We start from the raw sequence: 21,184 nt of genomic DNA, 5'->3' as shown, positions 1-21,184 counted from the left end.
CCTCTGGCTTTTTTTCTGGAAGTGAACAACCTCTGGGATGCTTCCTACGCCCTGGCGGCGTATTCCGGCTCTGTCTATCCCATGCCGGGGCGGAATCTGAAGGTGGGGGTTGAGGTTTTTTTCTGAGTTTTTCGCAGCTCACTGTCGGGAAACCCTGTCCTCTTCGAGCGCCAGAACCGCGAGGTGGCGTACCTTTTCATTGAGATCTTCTCTGGCCTGATTCAGAGCCTGGGAGGCTTCGGGGCGTTTTTCCCGAACCCCGGAGAGTACCCGTACTGCGGCAAGGCGTACATGGCTGCTTTTGTCTTTGCATCTTTCCAGCAATACCTGAAAACCTTCTTCCCGGAGAGCTCCGCCCGTCCGTCCCAGTGCTGTGCTTGCCGCTTCCCGGACGGGAGCCGAAGGATCTGATTTCGCGGCCTGACACAGGGCCTGGTAGGCGAGATCACCTTGGGCCCCGATCAGCCCCAGGGTCCTGACCGCTGTTTTACGCAGCATGAAATGACGCTCGGAAAGATAGGAAGCGAGCAGGGCTTCCACCTCCTGGGGCTCCGGTTGAATGGCTGCGAGGGCCTCCATGGCCGCAATCTGGGTGAACCGGTATTGGGCGTAGGGATGGTTTTTTTTCTCAAGAACTTCCAGGATAATGGGTAAGGCGGTTTTCCCCTCGGATCCCAGGGCCTGGATGCGCATGAGAAGATCCCTGGGTTCCAGCCAGAATTCCTGAGCCAGAAGAAGGGCGAGGCGTTTCTGGATCTGATCCCTTTCCCGTTCTTTTTCTGAAATCTGGGGACTTTCAGGTTCGGAAAAATCTTGGGATTCATTTTCCCTTTCTGCGGTATCCTTTTCTTCCAGGCTGGACTCTTCGATTTTTTCGTCAAAAAGAGGCTCACGCGTGCTTTTTTTTTCGCTGAAAATCCTGTCTGCTTCTTCGGAAGGGGCTGTGGGCGCAGAAATCATTTTGCTTTGGATTTCCCCTGGGAGAGGGACAGGGCTTTGGGGCGGAAGAACGGAGACTGAGGTTTCCCTTTCTTGGGGGAGGGTTTCCGGAGAATCCTGGGCTGGATCCTTGCCCAGACGAATTTCAAGACCCTTTTCCAGGCTTTGGGTGGAGTAATGGCCGGACCAGTCTTCTTCCATATCAAGGACCAGGCGAACCCGGTCTGGGTGGGCAAAGTGTCGGATCTGAAGGATGGGAGCGCTGGCTGTCTGACGTTGTTCCGTGGTAAAGGGCGATTGCAGATCCCAGATATCCAGGACCAGGCGTGCGGGGTTTTGGAGGGTAAAGGCCCGGATCCGGTGAAAACTCTTTTCCGCAAGAACCTGCACCCGAATATCTCTGGATTCCGTCTGAATATCAATGCCGCGTAAAAGGTTGGTTGCTGTGTTCCTGTCTTTGGGGACCCCGGCTGCATCCGCAGCATGGGAAACAGGGGGCAATGATGGCTCTGGTTTGCTGTCAAGGTTTTCAGGGGCAGAAAAAAGGGCTTCCGTGGGAAGACTTTCCCCCTGCTGGGAATCCAGGGCTTCCTGTGCGGCGAGCCTTTGGTTTTCTTCATGGGAAAGCAGGATCTCCGTGGGCAGAGGCGCGGGTGCTGGGACTGGTTCGATCAGAAAAACCTTAGGCTGGGGAGGAGAAAGATACTGGGCATCCGCAGTCAGCAGCAAGGGAGAGGTTTCTTTTTCTGCCTTGAGAAAGGGGATTATGGCGAAAAGGGCAATGAGGGCAAGTCCCAGAATCCCTGGAAGAAGGTAGCGTTTTTTCATGGCCGGATCCCCTTTTTCCCATGAATCAGGCTGTCCAGAAAGCAGGAAGATGAACTGGTCCGGATGCTGGGCAGGGGGGCTGGGGAGGCTTCGTCTCCGAGTACAAAGCGCAAAACCGCAAGCCCACCTGTGGCTTCCGCCATGTACAGATCCTGGTTGAGCCCTAAGCCAGCAAGGGTTTTTCCATAGCTGTCCAGCGAGGCTACGGTCTCAGGACCTTGGGAGGCTGTGAGGTCGATCATCTGCACGCCCTTTTGCCCACAGGACACAAAGGCAAAATGATTCAGGCCAAAAACATGGGCAGCTTCGGCCCCGTCCTTCAGGGCCACCTGGGAAGAAAGGCCGCTTGTTTTTTCATAAACAAAAAGCCCATGGGGTCCTTCGGCCACAAGAACCCGCGTTTCATCCGCCCAGAGAGCTTGGGGGGCTGTGAGGGCCAGGCTACGGATTTTTTCGGGCGTTTCAGGATGGGTAACGGAAAGGGCGACAAGTCCCTTTTGTCTGTCTGCGATCCAGAGGGTGCTGGCATCCAGAAAAAGTCCCACGGCCTGGTCGTACTCGGAAATCAGGTTTTTCTGCACAGGCTGAGCGGGATTGGCCAGATCAAGAACCGCAATCCCCTTTCCCTGAATGAGGCAGAAAGCGAGGGCATCGCGGATGACCACATCCCGCACATCGTCAAGCCCCGGAATTTCCTGGGCTGTAATCTGGGCAAGAAAAAGGGGCGCAGCCGGATCCGTGAGATCATAGACGCCCAGGCCCTTTGGCCCTTCTGCGGTGAAAAGGCGGTTTCCGGAAACCCGGAGAGCCTGGGCCGGGGCCTGGGTTCCTTTTTCCGCCAGTTGCCTTGGAAAATAGGCTGCATCGGAATCTGGCTCAAGCATATGGGTGATGTCCATGACGCGAAACCCCCTTAAATGACCGTGGTCCGAAAGGATGAGGGTGGATCCTTGCCGTTGGATCTGGCGAAAATCCAGAGCTGGCGGAAAGGTTTTTTCTATCTGCGGCGACCCGAGACGGATACGACTGAGATCTTTGGCATAGGAAGCAAGGTAGAGGGCATTTTCCATGGGATCTTTCCAGAGGCTGTGGCTGCCCCCGAGATCATCCGCGCGGCTTTCTGCGCCTTTGAAGTCGCTGTCCTGCACACGGGTTGCGGGATCATTGTCAAAGAGGGATTCAAGACCCACAACGGAAAGGCCTTTTTCCGTGTCTGCGATGAAAGCCCGCTGAAGATGGGTATCCACAACAAGGTCCATGGCCTTTCCAGGGGTTTTACACTGGCCCTCCTTGACAATTTTTAAAGAGTCCCTCTGCTGGGATTCATTGAAAAGGTGGAGGATGGTCAGCCCGTTTTCCTCGTCTGTTACAAAAACCCTGGGACCTTCTGCAAAGAGGCCAGTGACCAGGGAAATCTGACCATAATAGGTTTTGGAACGCATATCAAAGCTAGCTGCGGGCGTCCATTTTTTTTCAGCGTCTCCGGCCTGCTGGTCCGCTGCATCGAAAAGGTGGAGGCCGTGGTATTTATCCAGAACCGAGATCAGGGTCCGTCCTGCTTCCCGGTGCACAAAAACCTGGAGATAACCGCCGGATGCATCCCCAGTGCCCTGGCGATATGCTGCGATTTCCTTCGGCTCTTCGGGAATGCTGACATCAAAAACCCGGAGGCCATACATGAAATCCGCCACATAGAGGCGTTTTTCCAGGTAAAAGAGGCCCATGGGGGCAAAGGTATGGGCGATATACCGGCCACTTGCGTCTTTTTTTCCGGCATTTTGCGGATTGATGTCGTAGGCTGTCACCACAGGGTGTGTGGGATTTTCAAGGTTGAGGATGCGCAGACCATCCGTGCCACAGGCCAGGTAAATACGATTCTGATCCGGCGCATGGGCAAGGCCGCGCAGGCCTTCCTGAAGGGCGATGGGGACGGCGGCAAGAAGCGTGTCATCCGTTCTCTGAAATATCCGTAGAAGATTGCCATGGGTGTGAATGAGATGGTCGCTGTTGCCTGTGACCGATCGTATGCTGCTGCCTGGCCAGCGCAGCACTCCGCTGATCTTTGCCTGGGCAAAGGCGCCGGTGCAGAAACAGAAAATCAGCAGAAATCCGGATAAATACCGTATTTTGCCGGAAAGAGTTTGCATGGTTGGGATTCTCCTTTGGGGACAGTCAGAAAACAAAGGCGCATTCCAGGTGATATCCGCTTTCATCCCCGTAGCGGGAGGCAAGGGTCAGATCCAGCCAGGGCAGGGCGCGGTAGCGAATGCCGAAGGTATAGCCAATATCCTTTCCCGCCTCAATGCTTTTGCTGACCCTGATCCCCTCTTTTTTGTCCTCATAGGTCATTTGGCCGCTGATGTGGCTGATGCGAAGGCCTGTGAAGGGTGTCCATTTTTCCATCATGAGGCCTAAGGTCATGGCTCCTTGGATTTCGTGGAGTACAGAACTCCAGCTTCGACTGTTCTGGTCTTCGGGGTTTAAGGCGTGGTAGCGATAAGAAAGATCCGCATCCAGGGCGATGCGTGTATCGGGATTGGGTTGCCAGCGGGCCATGGCTGCGGTGAGACCACCACCGAAAAAAAGATGGCTTTCATCCCGGAAGCGGGTGCTTTCGTCATAAAAAGCGCTGGAAGACTGATATTTTCTGGTTTCATCCCTGTAGGAAAAGGTGATGTCCGTTTGCGCCATCCCAACCAGGAAATAGGCGGAGACTGCAGAAAAGGCATAGGCACCCCTCAGGCTCAGACCCTGCATGTCATAGATGGAGCGCCATTTTCGTGCTCTGTGGCGTTCTTCCTGGTTTTCATCCTCCGGATCTATCCATGCAAAACGTTCCCTTCCCAGGGGCGATTCATTTTTCTGGGTAAAGAGGGAAAGGCTGACCATGCCCTTTGCAAGCCCTTGTTCCGGCGGATCCGCGGGCCCGGCTGTTCCGGTGATCTGACCGGGCGCAAGGAAGGGCGCGGCCTGGGCCGAAACAGGGGAAAACCAAAATGGAAAAAGCAACAAAATCAAGATAAAAGCGGGTTGCATGGGACAATCCTGCGGTTTCCGGGGCATGGGGTGCCGCCTAAAAAGGGGTTATGGGTCAGATCGGGAAAGGGAGAAGGGTTGGAATGGCATGGAAAGGATGCGGTACTTTGGTATTTCCAGCACTTCTGACATGGGGAAAAAGGAGGAGGTAAAGGGGTGCGTCCAGGCACAGAACCTCAGCGGGTCCATATGCGCACGTTCCCTGACATGTTTGCGTGAAACCCGGTGATGCCGATGCTCCCGAAGCTTGGCCCTTCCCCCGGACGGGGACCCACGCGGATGGAGCCGATGAGAAGTTCGTCCATGCGGATTTCCACATCCGTAAAGTCGATTTTCATCATTTCCATGGTACGGCCCTCGTAGGGGTTGTATTCGGTAACCATGCCCACCTCAATGGGTTTGCCGCTGTTGACGAAGGTGGAAATCCTCACGTCATTGAGGCTGATCCATCCGGTGGCATCGCTGCCGTAACTAAGGGTTTTCATTTCGGAATCAAAGCGGACCTTGTCCACATCGATGAAAACACCAGCCTGGGCGGTCACATGATGCATTTCGGTTTCTGTCATGGCAATCAGTCCGGCAGAGGCCGTGGACAGGGTGATTGCCGTCATGGTGCAGAAAACCAGGAGGAAACGAAGCTTGCTCATGGAAGACTCCTTTCTGTACTACAGGCAACCCGGCTGTCCAGATGTAAAGTTCTGGACCCGTGGCTTTCCGTCCCGGAGTTACCCCCGGTTTGGCTTGAGAAGGAGGCGGCCCGGCTGTCCCTGTGGGACCCGTGGCTTTCCGTCCCATGGTTGCCCATGGTTTGGCTGAAATCTGCCGGAAATTCCGGCAGGCGGCCCGGCCATCCGCACCATGCGGATCCGTGACTTTCCGTCCCGGGGTTACCCCCGGTTTGGCTTTGGTGCAACCCGGCTGTCCAGATGTAAAGTTCTGGATCCGTGGCTTTCCGTCCCGGAGTTACCTCCGGTTTGGCTTGAGGATTGAGGCGGCCCGGCTGTCCCTGTGGGACCCGTGGCTTTCCGTCCCATGGTTGCCCATGGTTTGGCGCATCGCTTCGACGACCCCTTTACCTCCATGTGTGGCGCTGAAGCCCCGGCAATAGGGGGTTCTTCAGCGCCACACATGGTGCGTGCGAAACCTTTCCCGATGTCAAAGATCAAAAAACGCTGCCTCGCGGATCTTTTTTTTGTCTGGATGGTGAACAAAGATCACTTTATGAAAAAAAGATGCAAGGGTCAAATGAAAAACCCGATTTTTCACTCAATGGTTTCCTTGAAATTTTCAAGGGTTGCGGAGATTTTCAGAAAACGGGGCCCAGGAAGCTGGTAAGCCAGCCCCTGCATGGTGTTTTCATCAATAAACCGCACCGGCGCCTGATTGAGAAAGGCGGTGATATTTTCAATGGGAGTGCGCTGGCCATCCATATCCAGGTACCATTTTTTATCGAGAATCACAGCGCATCCCACATGCTGGCCTCCTGGACTGTAAACCGCAGGGCTGATCTGATCCGCCGGAGGGCCGGGAACCCCATCCACCACCAGCCGCTGCTGATGATCATCGGCAATGCCAAAGAGAAGACGGCCGTTTTCATGGAAGAGGGGGGGCGTGACGCCATCATGGGCCTGGCCTTCCCCAAGCTCGGTGACAAGATGCCATTTTTCCTTTTGCCTGGCCCTGTAGGCAAAGCCTTTTTGCGGATGAAAGGCAAAGCCGTCCACAGTCTCATAGGCAGGCTGTTTTTTGTGGTTCACCACATAAAAAGAGTGATCTTTTTCCACAGCCATCCAGGCGATGTGCTGACTGTCCGGAGAAAAGAGGGGCGGGCCCAGAAGATCGTGGCGATCCCCCCTTTTTCCATCCACCACCATGGCCCAGCGCTCACCCTGTTTGGCGGGATAGGCAAGGCGTTGGCTGTCCGGAGAAAAGAGGGGAGGCCCCACCGTATCCCAGGATCTGTGGGTGTCCTTTCCCATGCGCACACTGAGTTTGCCCTTACGGAGGATGACAAGGGCGATTTTCTCACTGTCCGGGGAAAATCCAATGTACTGAATGCCCTCATACCCTTCTTTTTCCATGGTGTTTTCCAGAAAAAGGTGCCACAGGCCATCTTTTTTCACAGCACAGGCAAAATGGCCTTCTGGGGAAAAGCGTAGCTCCCGCACCCCCTCAAAAATCCCGGCCTCCCTGCCATTGACCATGAGCACCGCCCCTCTGTCCGGGTCCATCCCCACATAGGCAAGGCCTCCGTCCTGGGCCATGACAAGGCTTTCCGGATCCACCATCCGGAAAAAAGGTCCTTGTTTGTCTCCGGAAACCACGGCCTGGCCCTGGCCTTTAACTTCAACGCGATAGGCCAGATGCTGACCCGTTGGGCTGAAGGTAAAACTGTCTGCGCCATCGTAAATCCCCTTTTCCTTCCCATTCACCCAGACATGGCTTTTGGCCTGTCGGAAGCCTACGTAGACCATGATATGGCCCTGGGGGCCGAAAAGCGGGGTGCCTTTGCGGATGGACTCAAAGTGAGGTCCCTCCTCTTTGTCCATGCGAACGAACATACCCTTTTCATCCTGCACCGCATAGGCCACATGGCTGAGCTGGTCATCCGCCGTGAGGCCGAAAATCTGGATACCGGATTCGGGCATTCCGAAAAATTCTTCGGTAACGCGCAGGCTGGGCTGACAAAGACCGCCGACGGGAAGAACAAGAGCAAGGAAAACAAAGAAGACTTGTACGAGGAAAGAAGGCATACATACTCCATTGACTCAGAATTGGGAGAGGTTCACTGGGCTTTTGTGCTTTCTTTTCTGGATCCAAAGGGCCAGAGTTTTTTGAGTTTGGAAAGGGCTTTTAAGGCCATCTCCTTTTTCTGCTCCAAAAGCTCCATCTGCAGCTCAAGGGGCATGGTGATGGTAAAGGAGGCAAGGTAGATGGTGGTGTCCTGCTCATAGTTGAGACCCGCATAGGGGTTGTATACGATCTTCGTGAAATCCGTGGAATTCATGTTGGTGGAACGGTTGTTGTCCACCTTGATCTTATCTGCCATGAGAATCCCCATGCCGAGATCGATGGTAAGCCCATTTTTTAAGCGTAATTCCGCGCCTGTGCCGTAAAAATTGTTTTCCGGAAGAAAATACAGGGCGTCAAAGAGGTCATAGTTTAAGGACGTGGGCCGCTTTTCATACCCAAGGCGCAGACTTAAGGCCTCGGATACCATGAACTCAAGACCTGTGCTGAAGCTCCAGGTGTCTTTGAGATTGCGCTCCACTAGAAGCGTACTTTCTCCGCCCGTGTAACCGAGAAGTTTAACAAGCTGAAGAAGATGGATGCGCTGATCAAACTGAAGGCGGTCTTCCTTGATGACAGACCAGTTGGTCCAGTTGACATCAAAGAGCCATTTGATGCGGGAAAAGGGTTTGACCATGATTCCCGCCTGCACCCTCTGGGGAAACCTCTGGGTGGTGGTGACCGTCCCTGCCTGAAAGGGAAGCCCTTTGATGGGAAGGCCAAGAATACCCGCTCCCTGCATGGTGTAGGAGGTGGATCCGTTCCAGTCAATATGACGCTGGAATTGTTCCGAATAGTGAAAAATATAGTTACCTGTCATTTCAGACTGGGTCTCGCTCTGGTAAACGAGGCCAAAGGAAAAGCGGTGATGGGGTTGCCAGAGGAGGCCTAGGTTGAAACTGGGGGAATAATCGTCTCTCATGTCCAGCCTGAAGCTCGCCACATGCTCATAGGGCCCCAGGCCGCCTCCCAGCCAGGGAGCGGGAAAGGTCATGTCTGAGACCACGGGAATGTGAAGATCCCTTGTGGCGTCACCGATGACGCGGGTGAGGGCCACCAGCTCATTGGGAGAACGCTGGTCCATGGCAATGCCCATGGAGGTTTGGCCCATGCCAATGGAGGCGCCCACGGAAAGGGTGTCCGAAATCTGGTAACTCACCGAAGGGGCTGCATAGATAAGGTGCTGGAGATACAAAGACTTACATCCGAAACGCAAAGGGTCGCCCGCATCCTTATGCTCAATCCCTCCGCCGTAGGCCGCATAATTGGCATAGGCAAAGGTCCAGCGGGAGCCTGGGCTTCTGTGGGAAATACCTAAGTTGGGTGCGGGGATGGCGGGGAGGCTGATGGGACCATAAAAGGGCACATAAAGAATGTTGCCGGAGGTTGTGCCTTCTGTCCCCCGGAGAGGGTCCGGACCGCCATGGTCGCTGTCAGGGTCATTGGGAAAGTCGGGATTGTAAGGTTTACCCGGGCCCCAGGTGTCCATGAAACCAGGGAAGTTCGGATCTTCCTGAAAGCGTCCCGTACGGACAATGTGAGCCAGGGTGAAACCATTGCTGAACACCTTGCCCTCATCCAGAAGACTGAGACCTGCGGGGTTGTAATGAACGGACATGAGTCCCGGCGGGTCTGCGGTCACGGTATTGGCAAGGGAAATGGCCTTGGTGCTGATGGCCACCTGCTCATTGAAGTTGGCTTCGGCGGAAAAAGGCCGAAGCACCAGGCAAAAAAGGACAAGGGCAACGATCCAGAGGCAGGCTGAATCGAACCCGGACCGTTTCGTGAGTGGGCGGCAGCGCGGATGGTTTTTCACAAAACACGTTTCCATGAAAAGAAATTCTTTGTTGAAGAAAAATATGAAGATGCCTCTCTTTTTTTTGTCATCAGAAGACCAGTTCAAAGGGCAGGCGTATGGCCAGGGTAAAGTCCGGATCATTGTTGGTAAGGCCGATGCCAAGGCGCACATTCATGGTGCGTTTGCTGCTGATGCGCCAGCCCGTGCCGATACTGAAAACTGAGGATGCGGATGTGGGGCTCTGGGTCTCCCATTTTTCCGGGGTCTCATCGGTGGTCCAGGTGTATTTGGAGCGCATACTGAGGCTGTACTGATAACTGAGGTTGATGTTGAGCCTGTAAGAAAGGGCATAACCAAACCCGGCGCTGAATCCGAACTGCTCTCCCCGGTTCACTTCAGAGACATATTCCGGTGAGGATACGCCTTTGGCGTGGTAGCGGGTGCTTTCCGGCAGATAATAGCTGTAGCTCAGTCCACCATAGGCAATGATGGGATCAAAAACCTTGCTGAAGTTGGCCCCGGCGGTGAGGCTGTATGTGCCGGAGCTGGTGGCCATCTCCTTGTCCGGATCGATGTCATAGGGGCTGCGGCCCACGGGCAGGCTGGCGCGGAGGGAAAGGATGGTGGTCGGTATTTTTCCGCCGGATTTCAGGGGCTGATACTGAAATCCCAGCACAAAGTCCCCGATATCGGACACCTGACGGGAAGAGCCATCTGAGGATTTGTTGTCGCTTTTAAAGACAAAGGGAAAATCTGCGCTCAGGGTGAGATTGGGCTTCAGGGGATATTCCACCACCATGCTGTTTTCAATGTTGTGATTGCTCTTGTGCTCGATTTTTCCGGCTTCCACAAGCTGGTCATAACTGTAGTAGGAGTAGCGGAAATTGTATTCAAATCCCATGCGTCCGGGCCGCATCAGGGTGTAATCCCTGCCCGCGGCGGAAAGGATTTCCTCTTCCTGAGCCGCCTTTTCTTCGGCTGTACTCTGAAGGGTTCTGCGGGCCTCGTTTTCTTCCTGCATGCGTTTGAGGGAGGCCTCCAGCTCCTGGAGACGCTCCTCAAGGAGCCGGATTTCCGGATCGTTCTCCGCCCATGAGGGGGCTGTTGTGCAGAAGAAGAAAAGAATGAGAAGAAAAAGACGAAAAACCATGATCTCCGGACCTCAGACTCTAGGGTTTATAAAAATAGCCCCCTGCGGGAACGCCGTCTTTGACAGGCACCTGGGTGTCCCTTGGGGTGTTAAAGGGTTTTTCCTGGTCAAAGACAAAATACCGGGCCGTGTCTTCGTCGATATAGCGAAGGTCTTCCGTGCGCAGGCGCAGGAGGTTGGGATGTTTTTTTTCGCCGTTGGAAACAAGAAACATGACATTGTCATACCACATGGACGCAAACTGTTCCTCCGTGTAGCTGCTGTTTCCCCGCCAGGGGTCGGCGATGAAGACATGGCCGCCGTAGGCTCCGCGAAAAACGACGAAATGACGGTAATCAAAGATTTTGATGGGAACAATGGCAGGCCAGTACTGGGGATCGAGCAGGTTTTCCATTTTTGCCTTATAGCCTGCGCCGTCATAGCCCAGCACATTGACGAAGCGTTTCATGTCCAGAAGGGAAAAGGCTCTGCGTGCGGCAATCTGCTCCTTGTCTCCGTATTCCATGAGACCATGGATGACCTGACGTTCCGTGAGATTTTCGCCCATGGCAGCATTGAGCAGGGTGGCCAGGGCCGCAGACCCGCAGGAATAATCAAAGTTCTGGCGTACCAGGTGGCGAAACTGGATGATCTCATCCGTTACCACAGGGGTACGCAGCACAATGCGTTGATCCGGATCCACCACAAAAACGGCGTGACTTTCCTTTTCTTCGGAGATGGGATGGAAACCATTGGCAAAGGCAAGGAATATGACAAAGGCGGCGAGGATGTGCATGGAGAGATCCAGGCTCCGGGTTAGGGGCGATCAGGGTTCAATGGGCCTTTTTGTGTTTGAAACAATGTTTTGCTTTGTAGCAGCCCATGGAAGCGCTGTAAAGTCTTATGATCAGGGGGCTGAATCTTTGGAGAGGCTTCCCGCCGGTTGGGTCCACCAGTCTGAGCGGCCTGCTTCCAGAATACCGCCTGTGCCATCCAGGGGTTTTCCCGCAAATACGCCAAAGCCCGGGCGATCGCCGCTTAAGGTCAGGCCGAGGAAAAGTCCCTGATTGGCCTGGCTGAAAGTAAGGGTCTGCTGCCCAAGATTTACGCGGTAGGGGTTTAAGTCTTGGGATTCATTCAGATGGGCATTGACCGCTTGATCGATGACACCGGAGAAGTGGTTGAACTGCGCATCGATTTTACCCGAAACCTGGGGGGAACCCAGGAGAATACGGGCAATCTTGCGGCTGTTCTCTGTACCCTCATATTCCACCACAAGGGTCAGGCCATAGGCTTTGAAAAAATCTGAAGGATTCTTTTCTTCATCCAGAGTCCCGCCATAGAAGCGCACCTTATCCCAGCTCTGATCCCATCCCAGACTGGTCTCAGGATTGTAGTTGTGATAGCCCGCACGGAATTTTTCAATTTCCATGTGCGTTTCAAGGTACATATCCAGATCCATCCGGGCGAGATTCTGGCTTGCGTCCATGGTGAAATTCACAATGGAGCCTGCGGTGATGTTCTGAAGCTCGCCGTCGGAGAGGGCCTGTAAGGGGGCGCTGGCCTGAAGAAGATCAGGAGAAGGGGAAGAAGAGACCGGGTTTTCGCTCTGGGTGAGGGCGAAGGTATGGGACTTTTCTTCTGAAGCAGGCAGAGACGAAATGGCCGAAGGACTTTGTGGCGTTTTGCTTTGAAAGGGGGGGGCTTTTTCCAGGGAAAAGATTTTCTGCTCTTCTTTGAACAGACCATCACAGAAGCCGAAAATACCCGAAGGCCCATTCCCTTGGGCCAGGCTGAGACCCGGCAGGGAAAGCATGAGAAACAAGGCCCAGAAAAAAGTCCCTGGGACCTTGGGGGAGGGGGCCTTTTTTCGCCAAAGTCTTCTTTCCGGGGTGAGACCAGAGATCATGGGGTCCCCCGACCGGGGAATTCCAGACGCATATGATGAATCTGAATTCCTTCGGCAATGACAGGGCCGAAGTTGCGGGTTTCCGCTCCCTGGATGTCCCGGATACCGGCTACGGCAAAGGAGCCGCTGGCATCTTTCAGGTCCAGCCTTAAGACAGGGGTCGCTTGGCTTCTGCCTTCGGTGGTTACGCCCATATCGATGGAGAGGGGTTTGCCCTCCCGCATGTTGCCCAGGCGGAAGAAACCCGAGGCGGTGATGTCTGAAGCATTGGTCTCGGAAAAGGTCAGGTCTTTGGCAAAATAGAGATTGTCAAAGGAAAGGGTCTGGCTTTCGGAAGGGCTGTAGGTGAAGGCTTCAATGTGTTTTTGGAAGGCGAATTCAAAATCCATACCCGCTTTGCGGATATTGGGATCATCAGGATCATCAGGGGCAGTCACTTTCATGATCTGGCCTGCGGAAAGAAAAAGCTCCCACCCCTGGGTCTTACTGCCCTGAAGGGAGAAAGAACCGAGATTCACATCATTCAAGGAAATGCCATTGTTGCGGATTTCAAGGTTTCTGTCCCAGTCCGGAGCGCGAAGGGCGATTACAGGGCGATCCAGTACACCGGCGGGCAAGGCATCTATTATTTCCCACTGATCTTCCGGCAGCCAGTTGGGCTCCTTCCAGAGCCGTTCCAGATCGGAAAGCATGCCGATGTCCAAGGTGATGGGATCAATTTTGCCATTGCCGTTGATGTCGGTTCTGCCCGCATTCAGAGTAAGAAGGCTTTGGGTATTGCTGAGGGTGAGCGGGGTTTGGGTAGTGGTATTTTCATCGATTTTGCGGTTGCTGATAAAGGCGATGTTTTCCTGATGATGATAGACCACCAGATCCGCAATGGCCATGGAAATGCCCGCCTGTCCTGTGCATGCGGCCAGATCCGTATCCGCCATAGCCTGGAGTGCTTCGCTGCGATGCGCGGCGCAGAGGCTGAGCCACGTGAGGCAGATAAAAAACAGGCAAAGGATTTTCATGGTCGTCGCGATCCCCGGCGAGGCTTTTTTGTTGCAAAGCCCCCTCCCCGGTCAGGAGAGGGGGCTTCGTTGGCATTCAGGCTTGGAGGTTAAGCCGGATTTGCATCAGTGGGGAGCGATTTCCAGACGGCCGCCGAGGATGGCCATGGTGGCGTTACCGGTTTTTCTGATGGTGATAAATTCATTGTGGCCTTTATTCACTACATGATCACCAACTTCCACAAGCTTGATTGCTTTCTGCTCGCCTACAGTGTTGTAGTAGGTATTGATTTCCACGGTGGGCAGGCCAATTGTGACACCGGCAACATGGGTGCCTTTTACACCTCGGATGGTATCATTGGTATTGTAGGTCCAGCCCTGGGTAAGGGCAACGGCCTCACCGATATCGATGGTCAGGGGGGAGATACCATTGGTAAAGTTGCTGGTAGATCCGTTGGTGGGATCAAAATTTACTGCATTGGGATCCACAGCAGCGGCTATGCCATCGTATGTGGCTTGGTCAATAGCTCCGGCGGCAAGCTGTGCAGCTGCTGCCATTTCATTCATTTTGGAATTGATGGCGGCTTTTGAGAGGATACCGATATTGTCGGTGTTGAATGTGGCATTGAGTTTATCGATACCGTAAACATCATCGGTCACAATGGCGCCCAGAGTGATGAGTTTTTCTCCACCGGTCTGGTGCTCAATCATGATACCAGCACGATCAACGCCTCCAAAACCATCCGTATCAATGTAGGTCACATCTGCAATGCTCTTCATGTAGATCACCACATCGTCCAGAGCAATGCTCACACCGGCCTGACCGGTGACGCCACCGAGGGCGCTGTCATCCAGAGCTTCCAGAGCCATGGCGGAGAAGGGAAGGCAGCAGAGGGCCGCGCCGATGATGAGTTTTTTGCCGAAATTGCGTTTCATACGAACTTCCTCCTGGTGAAAATAGGGTTTTGGAGAGCAGTTCGCCTTTGGTAACCCGGCCATCCGGAAGACAATCTTGCGGACCCGTAGGCTTTCCGTCCTCCGGTTACCCGGAGTTTGGCTTTGTACATAGGCGGATCACGGGGTGTATGCGTCGCGGAAATCTGTGTCTCCGCGTTGTCGCCGCTTTGCTGTGTAAACAGTGTTTTGTATGGAAGGCAAGGTACACCCGATGAACTTTTCATGTCAAGGGTTTTTTAAAAAATTTTTTCTTTAAAAATAAATTATTGATTTGTTTATATAAAAAACTTGAATTGTCTTGGGTTTTTCCTCAGCAGTGTAAAAAAAATGGATTTTGCCATAGAAATGTTTTTTCACGTAACACGTGTTTACTGTTGAAACGATTTCTGAATCCGGAGGGCATTGGGGAGAAAAGGGAAAGGGAAAAGGGGGAGAAGGGCCATGGGAGGGGCGCATCCCATGGCCCTCAACTCTTTTTCAATGATCAATTCAGTTTGAAGCGACCCACCAGTTTTTCCAGATCCCCCGCCATGCGGGCCACATCCTGGGCGCTGGTATCCACGGCCCTGCCCGTGTCGCTCATGTCCGCTGTGGCGCTGCGCACGGCGTCAATGTCCTTGTAGATTTCACCCACAAGGCGGTGCAGGGCGCTCATGTTTTCATTGACTTCCTGGATGCCCTGGGAGGCCTGGAGCACGTTGCCGGAAATTTCCCGGGTGGCTGCGGATTGTTCTTCCACAGCTGTGGCAATGGCGTTGACAATGTCATCAATGGCGGAAATGGATGCAGTGACCAGAGACACATCCTCTTCCACGTCCAAAGACAGAGCCTGGGCCTGGGTAATGATACGGCGGATGTCTTCTGTGGCGCGGGCGGTCTGTTCGGCCAGGGTCTTGATTTCGGCCGCAACCACGGCAAAACCTTTCCCCGCCTCACCGGCCCGGGCCGCTTCAATGGTGGCGTTAAGGGCAAGGAGATTGGTCTGGGCGGAAATTTCGGATATGGTTTCCGTCACCTTCCCCACCTCCCTGGAAATCTCACCGAGCCGGATGGTCTTTTCCGAGGTCTCGGTAGCTTTCAGTACGGCTTTTCCCGTGGTTTTCCGGGCTTCTTCGGCATTTTTTGCGATCTCATCAATGGTGCTGGTCATCTCTTCCGTGGCTGCGGCCACCATGGAAGTGTTGGTGGCGGTTTCTTCCATGGCCGAAGCAATGCTGCCCATGTTGTCTTTCATGGTGGAGGCGGCCTGGGTGACAGACTGGGTGCCTGTGGCCGAGGCTTCGGTGCCTCTGGCCATGGCCTGGGAATCATGGCCCAGGGAGGAGGAAGCGGTTCGGAGGTTTTCCGCATGGTCCCGGATGCTTGATATGATGCCGTGGATCTGCCCGATGAAGCGGTTGATCCAGAGGGACATTTCACCGATTTCATCCCTGCGGCCTTCGGGCATGCGGTGGGTGAGGTCTCCGTTGCCAGAGGCCAGGTGCTGGAGCAGTTTTGCCGTACGTTTCAATGAAACCACAACCTCGCGGGTGGTGAGAATGGCCACGGTGAAAAAGAGGAGGGCAAAAACTCCGGCAAGGCCAGCGAGCCAGAAGAGGTAGGTTGTGACCCGCTGATTGATGTCTGTGGCGATGCGCTGCTGTTCCCTTGCAATGTTATCGATGTAGATGCCTGTGCCCAGCCACATATCCGTACCCGGTACGGGCTGGGAATAGGAAAGCTTGGGCTGGTTGCCGAAACCCGGTTTGTCAAAAACATATTCGACAAAACCCCCGCCCCGGCGGGCGGCGTCCTGCAGGGCCTGAACATAGTAGACCCCATTGGAATCTTTGGCATCCCGCAGATCCTTGCCCACAAGGTCTGGGCGGGTGGGCAGGGCCACGTTGGTGGTATTCCGGTAAAGGAAAAAATATCCGGAATCGTCATCCTCAAAGCGGATGTCCTGGAGCATCAACCGGAAGATCCGGATGCGTTCTTCCGGATCCCGGATATCTTGCGCCACCTTGCCCATGGCGAGGGCCAGAGAGTGGGTGGCCACATGGATTTTGGCTTTCTGGTCTTCGAGCATCACATGGCCGGTTTCTCGGGTACCAATGTCGCGGGCTGTGTGGGCCGCACGGAAGGTGGCCCAGAACATGCCGATGAGCATGAGCCCCACAAGGATGAGGATGGCCGTCATACGCTGACGGATGGTGAAGGCATGGAGCATGGCGGATTCCTTCTTTTGGGTGCGGGTCTTAGGGGTCGGAAAAAAACCGGATTCCGACGCTTGGGTTTTGGGGTCTGAATTTTCTGGAGGGTTTTGGAAGATCCGCAGAAATCCGGCCAGAGGGAAGCGCGTTTTCAGAAGAAAAGGGCTGGGGCCAAGGCCAGAATCCCTGCAGATGGGTTTTGCCAAATTTTTTTTTTAAGGAAAACAGACGCTGGATCGAATCCGGGTATTGGAATCCTTGTCAGGCGCTGAGCGGGGAGGCGGGGAAAGGGCGTGGCATTTTTTAATGAATTGCCGCCCATGATCCCTAACACACTTTAGTTCATGGAACATTGTTTGTAAAGCGACAAGCCGGGTCCATTCTTTGTTTTTTTAGAATGGATCGGCTTTAAGTACAGGTATTTACTGTGAAGTGGCAGGGCTTTACGCTTCAGAAGAAGACAAGAAAAAGCACGAGACCAGCGCCGAGGGTGAGGCGATAAACCACAAAGGGAAAGAGCCCCATTCGGGCAATGATTTTCAGAAAAAAGTGGATGCACAGAAGGGCACTGACAAAGGAGAGTCCTGCGCCCATGAAAAGGGCGGGCAGATCATAGATTTCCGGGTGACGCATGAGCTTATACCCCTGGTAAAGGGTGACAAGCAGGGTGATGGGTATGGAAAGCAGAAAGGAAAAGCGGGCAGCGCTCTGGCGGTCCAGTCCCAGCATGAGACCGGCTGTGATGGTAATGCCGGAGCGGGAGGTACCGGGAATAAGGGAGAGGGCCTGACAGAAACCAATGGTAAGGGCTTGGCGAAGCCCCAGGGATTCCATGGCGAGAACCTGTTTTCCTTTGGCGTCCGCATACCAGAGCAGGGCGGCAAAGAAAAGGGTAGTCATGGCGATGACCCAGGGGGAGCGCAGGGTGGTTTCAATGATACCGCTGAAAAGAAGCCCGGCAAGGCCTGTGGGAATGGTGGCAAAGATCAGAAACCAGGCCAGCCTGCCGTGCAGGCTCTGCCTGCCCCGTAAAGAGCCGAACCAACCGATGGCAAGGTCCCGGAGGTCTTTTTGGAAATACAAGGCCACAGCCAGCAGGGTTCCCCCATGGAGGGCGATGTCAAAGGCAAGGCCCTGGTCTTCCCAGCCCAGCAGAGCCGAGGGCAGGATGAGATGGGCGGAAGAGGAGATGGGCAGAAATTCCGTAAGCCCCTGGATGAGGGATAAGAGGGTGATTTCAAGAAGACCCATGAGGGAAGACCTTTCATCAGTGGGAAGAATGTCAGAACCCAGGACAAGCCTGATAAAAAAGCCTTTTATGACGGCTTTGTCAACGAAAAAAGGCCGCCTTTTCAGGCGACCCCTCTGCGGACATGGATAAAAAAAGCTATTTCAGCCAGGCATTCACCTGGGCTTCGTTTTCAAGGATAAAACGCTTGGCGTTTTCATAGCGGTCTGCCCTGGGTTCCTGGTCCCAGGCCATGACCCTCTGCAGTTGCCCAGGGTCTTTCCAGGCAAAATTTTTCAGCACCTGATAAACCTCGGGCATCTCTTTTTTGAGATTTTTCCGGACAATGGTATGAATCTGTTCTTCGCCGCCAAGAACGCCTTTGGGATCGTCAAGGTATTTGAGATCCCAGGTTCCGAACATCCAATGGGGCGACCAGGCTGTGACCACCACCCACTCCTTGCGGCGGATGGCCGTATCCAGGGCTGCGGTCATGGTGGCGCCGCTACCTTCCAAAAGCTCCATCTTGTCCAGTTTGTAATCCTTCATGGCCTGTTCGGAGAGACGCATCAGACCTGCCCCAGGATCAATGCCAATGATCTTGTTTTTAAATTGATCCGCATGGGCCTGAATTTCTTCAATGGAATTGATGGTCACATAGGAGGGTACGGCCCAGCCGAGCTTTGCGCCGCCCACAATGGGCCCCAGATCTTCCACCCGGTCTTTGACGCGGGCATAATAATCCGCATGGGTCACAGGCAGCCAGGCGGTGACCATTCCGTCCACATTGCCCGTGGCAATGGCCTGCCACATGGCCGCTGCAGCCACAGGAAGGATTTCCACCTCATATCCGAGTTTTTCCTGGAGAACGGCCTGCACCAGGGTGGTACTGGCCGCAGCGCAATCCCATTCCACATAAGCAAGGCGCACTTTCTTCTGTGCAAGGGCGGTACCGTTGCCCAGAAACAGGGCAAAGGCCAGAAAAGCCAGGATGGACAGCCACTTTTTGTTTTTCATGTGCAAATCTCCTTTTTTTTGGTTCATGATCCATGCTTTTTTGCCCCAAGGTGCTGGAGCACGCGATCCAGAATAATGGCCACAATGACAATGCCGATGCCTGCTTCAAAACCACTTCCCATCTGAAGTCTCTGGATGGCGCGCCAGACTTCGCCCCCAAGTCCCCTTGCACCGATCATGGCGGCGATGACTACCATGGAAAGGGCGAGCATCACCGTTTGATTGACCCCGGCCATGATGGTGGGCGTGGCCATGGGAAGCTGGAGTTTGAAGAGTTTCTGCCAGGGGTTGGAGCCAAAGGCGTCGGCGCACTCCACAAGATCCCTGGGAACCTGCTGAATCCCCAGGCAGGTGAGGCGTATGGCAGGCGGCATGGAGAAAATGAGAGTGGCGAAGATGGCCGCCACCTTACCCAGCCCGAAAAAGGGAATGGCAGGGATGAGGTAGACAAAGGCTGGCATGGTCTGCATGACATCCAGTACGGGCTGCACCACGCGGTTCACCCTGGGACTCAGGGCGGCGAGGATGCCGAGGGGAATGCCGATGGCCAGGGCAGCGAGGGTGGCGATGAGCACGAGGGTGATGGTGCTGATGGTGGCGGTCCAGAGTTCCATGTTCCAGATGAGAAAAAGACCTGCCAGGGTGAAAAGGGCAAGACCTCTTTTGCGGGTCAGCCAGAAGACCAGGCCCGCTGCCATGGGGGTAAACAGCCAGGGCGGCGGAAGGAGAAGGCCCTTTTCAAGAAAAGAAATGACGCTTTCCATCACCTGGGTAAAGGCAATGGTGAGAAAGGAAAAATGGGTCACGAGAAAGTGGATGGCGGACTCAATGAATTCGCCCAAGGGAATTCTAGGCATGGTCGCTGTTCCTTCCTTTTTCCGCGAGAGCCGCAAGGAGGGAGCCGCGGATAATGATGCCCTTCATATGGCCTTGGGTGTCTAAGACAGGGAGGGGATAGGGAATGTCTGCGAGTATGGGGATGAGATCCGCAGCAGGTGTTTCAGGGGTTACATGGATAAAGTCTTTTTGCATGACAGCGCTCAGATCGCGCTCACCCCTGTGGGCGGCTTCGGAAGCGGCTTCTGCGGAAAGAATACCGATCACCCGGTGTTTTCTGTCATGGACAAAAATCTGGGAAAATCCTTCTTTCTGCATGAAGCGCAAAGCCGTTTTGGGTCCGTGCATGTCCGGAGAAACCATGGCCTTGGGCCGGATCATGATGGATTCCGCGGTGAGTACGCGGGTGATGTCAACGTTTTCCACAAATCTTTCCACATAGGGAGTGGCGGGGTTGGTGAGGATTTCTTCGGCTGTGCCGATCTGCACCACCTGGCCGTCTTTCATCAGAACAATGCGGTCTCCGATCTTGAGGGCCTCATCTAAGTCGTGGCTGATGAAGACGATGGTTTTCTGCAGCTTCTGCTGGAGGTGGATCAGTTCATCCTGCATATCGGATCGGATGAGGGGGTCAAGGGCGCTGAAGGCCTCATCCATGAGGAGGATGTCGGGGTCCAGGGCGAGAGCCCGGGCCAGCCCCACACGCTGCTGCATGCCACCGGAAAGATTGTGGGGATAATGGTCCTCCCAGCCTTTGAGTCCAACCTGTTCAAGGGCGATCATGGCTTTTTTTTTTCTTGTCTCCTGGGGCATGCCCTGGATTTCCAAACCATATTCGGCGTTCTGGCAGACGGTACGGTGGGGAAAGAGGGCAAAATTCTGGAAGACCATGCCGAGCTTGGTGAGGCGGATGTGGCGCAGCTTTTCCGGAGACAGGGCGGTGATGTCCTCCCCATCAATGAAGATGCGGCCTGACGTGGGTTCAATGAGACGGTTGATGCAACGCACAAGGGTGGATTTTCCACTTCCGGAAAGTCCCATGACCACAAGAATCTCGCCTTCTGCCACGGAAAAGTTCACATCAGACAGGCCGACGCCGCAGCCGGTTTTTCTGAGAATCTCTTCTTTGCTTTTTCCCTGCTTCAGCATTTTTCTGGCTTCAGGGATGTGATGCCTGGATCCGAAGATTTTGCTGAGTCCTTCTATGCGTATTTTAATGTTCTGTTCTGCTTCGGGCATAAGGTTCCTGTTTGTGAAAAAAGAGAAGGAAAATCCCTGGAGTCTGGACTTTTCCAGGGCATATGTATTCAGAGCAAAAGAACTTATAATCGTTTTTATGGCGCATGTCAAATTTTTGGCATTTTTAATGCCTGGATTCATTGATTTTTATTCTTAAACATTGAAAAACCGGGCGTTTTTGGGTTTAAATAAAGCATCGTATGCGCTGATTTTCGACGCCATGGCTCCCCCTTGCCCCCCGGCCCTGGTATCTGATACTACATGCGGTCGATGGGTGCCCTTCAGCGGAT

At 54.1% G+C, this 21,184-nt stretch carries 16 protein-coding genes and 3 riboswitches; all 16 genes read right to left on the bottom strand.

The window, feature by feature from the left end; translation table 11 throughout:
- Window positions 1–138: 138 nt before the first annotated feature.
- Window positions 139–1,767, bottom strand: a complete 1,629-nt coding sequence (locus RBR60_RS01390; protein WP_320353868.1) for a HEAT repeat domain-containing protein — start codon at window positions 1,765–1,767, stop codon at window positions 139–141.
- Window positions 1,764–3,914, bottom strand: coding sequence for a hypothetical protein (locus RBR60_RS01385; RefSeq protein WP_320353867.1), 2,151 nt, complete (start codon window positions 3,912–3,914; stop codon window positions 1,764–1,766). The genes RBR60_RS01390 and RBR60_RS01385 overlap by 4 nt, the downstream gene beginning before the upstream one ends.
- Window positions 3,915–3,939: 25 nt before the next feature.
- On the bottom strand, window positions 3,940–4,803 hold the full coding sequence (locus RBR60_RS01380) for a hypothetical protein (protein WP_320353866.1): 864 nt from the start codon (window positions 4,801–4,803) through the stop codon (window positions 3,940–3,942).
- A gap of 176 nt (window positions 4,804–4,979) precedes the next feature.
- Complete coding sequence (locus RBR60_RS01375) at window positions 4,980–5,450, bottom strand: DUF6160 family protein (RefSeq protein ID WP_320353865.1); 471 nt, start codon at window positions 5,448–5,450, stop codon at window positions 4,980–4,982.
- A gap of 20 nt (window positions 5,451–5,470) precedes the next feature.
- A riboswitch (cyclic di-GMP riboswitch) is annotated at window positions 5,471–5,554 on the bottom strand.
- A gap of 154 nt (window positions 5,555–5,708) precedes the next feature.
- Window positions 5,709–5,792, bottom strand: a riboswitch (cyclic di-GMP riboswitch).
- 273 nt (window positions 5,793–6,065) lie between these two features.
- The gene (locus RBR60_RS01370) at window positions 6,066–7,556 is read right to left on the bottom strand and encodes a hypothetical protein (RefSeq protein ID WP_320353864.1); all 1,491 of its coding nucleotides are present in this window, start codon (window positions 7,554–7,556) and stop codon (window positions 6,066–6,068) included.
- Between the two features lie 32 nt (window positions 7,557–7,588).
- A complete protein-coding gene (locus RBR60_RS01365; RefSeq protein WP_320353862.1) occupies window positions 7,589–9,424 on the bottom strand; it encodes an OmpP1/FadL family transporter in 1,836 nt (611 codons plus the stop codon).
- Between the two features lie 55 nt (window positions 9,425–9,479).
- A complete protein-coding gene (locus tag RBR60_RS01360; RefSeq protein ID WP_320353861.1) occupies window positions 9,480–10,541 on the bottom strand; it encodes a hypothetical protein in 1,062 nt (353 codons plus the stop codon).
- A gap of 19 nt (window positions 10,542–10,560) precedes the next feature.
- Window positions 10,561–11,316 (bottom strand): C39 family peptidase, encoded by a 756-nt coding sequence (locus RBR60_RS01355; RefSeq protein WP_320353860.1) that lies wholly within the window; start codon window positions 11,314–11,316, stop codon window positions 10,561–10,563.
- A 111-nt stretch (window positions 11,317–11,427) separates the two neighbouring features.
- The gene (locus RBR60_RS01350) at window positions 11,428–12,429 is read right to left on the bottom strand and encodes a hypothetical protein (protein WP_320353859.1); all 1,002 of its coding nucleotides are present in this window, start codon (window positions 12,427–12,429) and stop codon (window positions 11,428–11,430) included.
- A complete protein-coding gene (locus tag RBR60_RS01345; protein ID WP_320353858.1) occupies window positions 12,426–13,445 on the bottom strand; it encodes a hypothetical protein in 1,020 nt (339 codons plus the stop codon). The genes RBR60_RS01350 and RBR60_RS01345 overlap by 4 nt, the downstream gene beginning before the upstream one ends.
- A 105-nt stretch (window positions 13,446–13,550) precedes the next feature.
- Window positions 13,551–14,360, bottom strand: coding sequence for a DUF6160 family protein (locus RBR60_RS01340; protein ID WP_320353856.1), 810 nt, complete (start codon window positions 14,358–14,360; stop codon window positions 13,551–13,553).
- A gap of 46 nt (window positions 14,361–14,406) precedes the next feature.
- Window positions 14,407–14,492, bottom strand: a riboswitch (cyclic di-GMP riboswitch).
- Between the two features lie 373 nt (window positions 14,493–14,865).
- Window positions 14,866–16,590, bottom strand: coding sequence for a methyl-accepting chemotaxis protein (locus tag RBR60_RS01335; protein ID WP_320353855.1), 1,725 nt, complete (start codon window positions 16,588–16,590; stop codon window positions 14,866–14,868).
- Between the two features lie 433 nt (window positions 16,591–17,023).
- Entirely contained in the window at window positions 17,024–17,824 is an 801-nt protein-coding gene (locus RBR60_RS01330) for an undecaprenyl-diphosphate phosphatase (RefSeq protein WP_320353854.1), read from the bottom strand.
- 136 nt (window positions 17,825–17,960) lie between these two features.
- A complete protein-coding gene (locus tag RBR60_RS01325; protein WP_320353853.1) occupies window positions 17,961–18,818 on the bottom strand; it encodes a glycine betaine ABC transporter substrate-binding protein in 858 nt (285 codons plus the stop codon).
- A 23-nt stretch (window positions 18,819–18,841) separates the two neighbouring features.
- Window positions 18,842–19,675 (bottom strand): proline/glycine betaine ABC transporter permease, encoded by an 834-nt coding sequence (locus RBR60_RS01320; RefSeq protein WP_320353852.1) that lies wholly within the window; start codon window positions 19,673–19,675, stop codon window positions 18,842–18,844.
- Complete coding sequence (locus RBR60_RS01315; RefSeq protein ID WP_320353851.1) at window positions 19,668–20,894, bottom strand: glycine betaine/L-proline ABC transporter ATP-binding protein; 1,227 nt, start codon at window positions 20,892–20,894, stop codon at window positions 19,668–19,670. The genes RBR60_RS01320 and RBR60_RS01315 overlap by 8 nt, the downstream gene beginning before the upstream one ends.
- Window positions 20,895–21,184: the final 290 nt, after the last annotated feature.

Origin of the sequence: Desulfobotulus sp. (assembly GCF_034006065.1) — a bacterium.
Classification (GTDB): Bacteria; Desulfobacterota; Desulfobacteria; order Desulfobacterales; family ASO4-4; genus Desulfobotulus.
Note: the sequence above shows the minus strand (reverse complement) of the source record. Positions and strands in the feature narration are given on the sequence as shown.

Bases quoted from the DNA above. Each gene is read 5' to 3' on its own strand.
- RBR60_RS01320 (WP_320353852.1), bottom strand. From the start codon at position 19,675: ATGCCTAGAATTCCCTTGGGCGAATTCATTGAGTCCGCCATCCACTTT.
- RBR60_RS01375 (WP_320353865.1), bottom strand. From the start codon at position 5,450: ATGAGCAAGCTTCGTTTCCTCCTGGTTTTCTGCACCATGACGGCAATC.
- RBR60_RS01380 (WP_320353866.1), bottom strand. From the start codon at position 4,803: ATGCAACCCGCTTTTATCTTGATTTTGTTGCTTTTTCCATTTTGGTTT.
- RBR60_RS01345 (WP_320353858.1), bottom strand. From the start codon at position 13,445: ATGAAAATCCTTTGCCTGTTTTTTATCTGCCTCACGTGGCTCAGCCTC.
- RBR60_RS01325 (WP_320353853.1), bottom strand. From the start codon at position 18,818: ATGAAAAACAAAAAGTGGCTGTCCATCCTGGCTTTTCTGGCCTTTGCC.
- RBR60_RS01365 (WP_320353862.1), bottom strand. From the start codon at position 9,424: ATGGAAACGTGTTTTGTGAAAAACCATCCGCGCTGCCGCCCACTCACG.
- RBR60_RS01355 (WP_320353860.1), bottom strand. From the start codon at position 11,316: ATGCACATCCTCGCCGCCTTTGTCATATTCCTTGCCTTTGCCAATGGT.
- RBR60_RS01390 (WP_320353868.1), bottom strand. From the start codon at position 1,767: ATGAAAAAACGCTACCTTCTTCCAGGGATTCTGGGACTTGCCCTCATT.
- RBR60_RS01335 (WP_320353855.1), bottom strand. From the start codon at position 16,590: ATGCTCCATGCCTTCACCATCCGTCAGCGTATGACGGCCATCCTCATC.
- RBR60_RS01385 (WP_320353867.1), bottom strand. From the start codon at position 3,914: ATGCAAACTCTTTCCGGCAAAATACGGTATTTATCCGGATTTCTGCTG.
- RBR60_RS01340 (WP_320353856.1), bottom strand. From the start codon at position 14,360: ATGAAACGCAATTTCGGCAAAAAACTCATCATCGGCGCGGCCCTCTGC.
- RBR60_RS01350 (WP_320353859.1), bottom strand. From the start codon at position 12,429: ATGATCTCTGGTCTCACCCCGGAAAGAAGACTTTGGCGAAAAAAGGCC.
- RBR60_RS01330 (WP_320353854.1), bottom strand. From the start codon at position 17,824: ATGGGTCTTCTTGAAATCACCCTCTTATCCCTCATCCAGGGGCTTACG.
- RBR60_RS01315 (WP_320353851.1), bottom strand. From the start codon at position 20,894: ATGCCCGAAGCAGAACAGAACATTAAAATACGCATAGAAGGACTCAGC.
- RBR60_RS01360 (WP_320353861.1), bottom strand. From the start codon at position 10,541: ATGGTTTTTCGTCTTTTTCTTCTCATTCTTTTCTTCTTCTGCACAACA.
- RBR60_RS01370 (WP_320353864.1), bottom strand. From the start codon at position 7,556: ATGCCTTCTTTCCTCGTACAAGTCTTCTTTGTTTTCCTTGCTCTTGTT.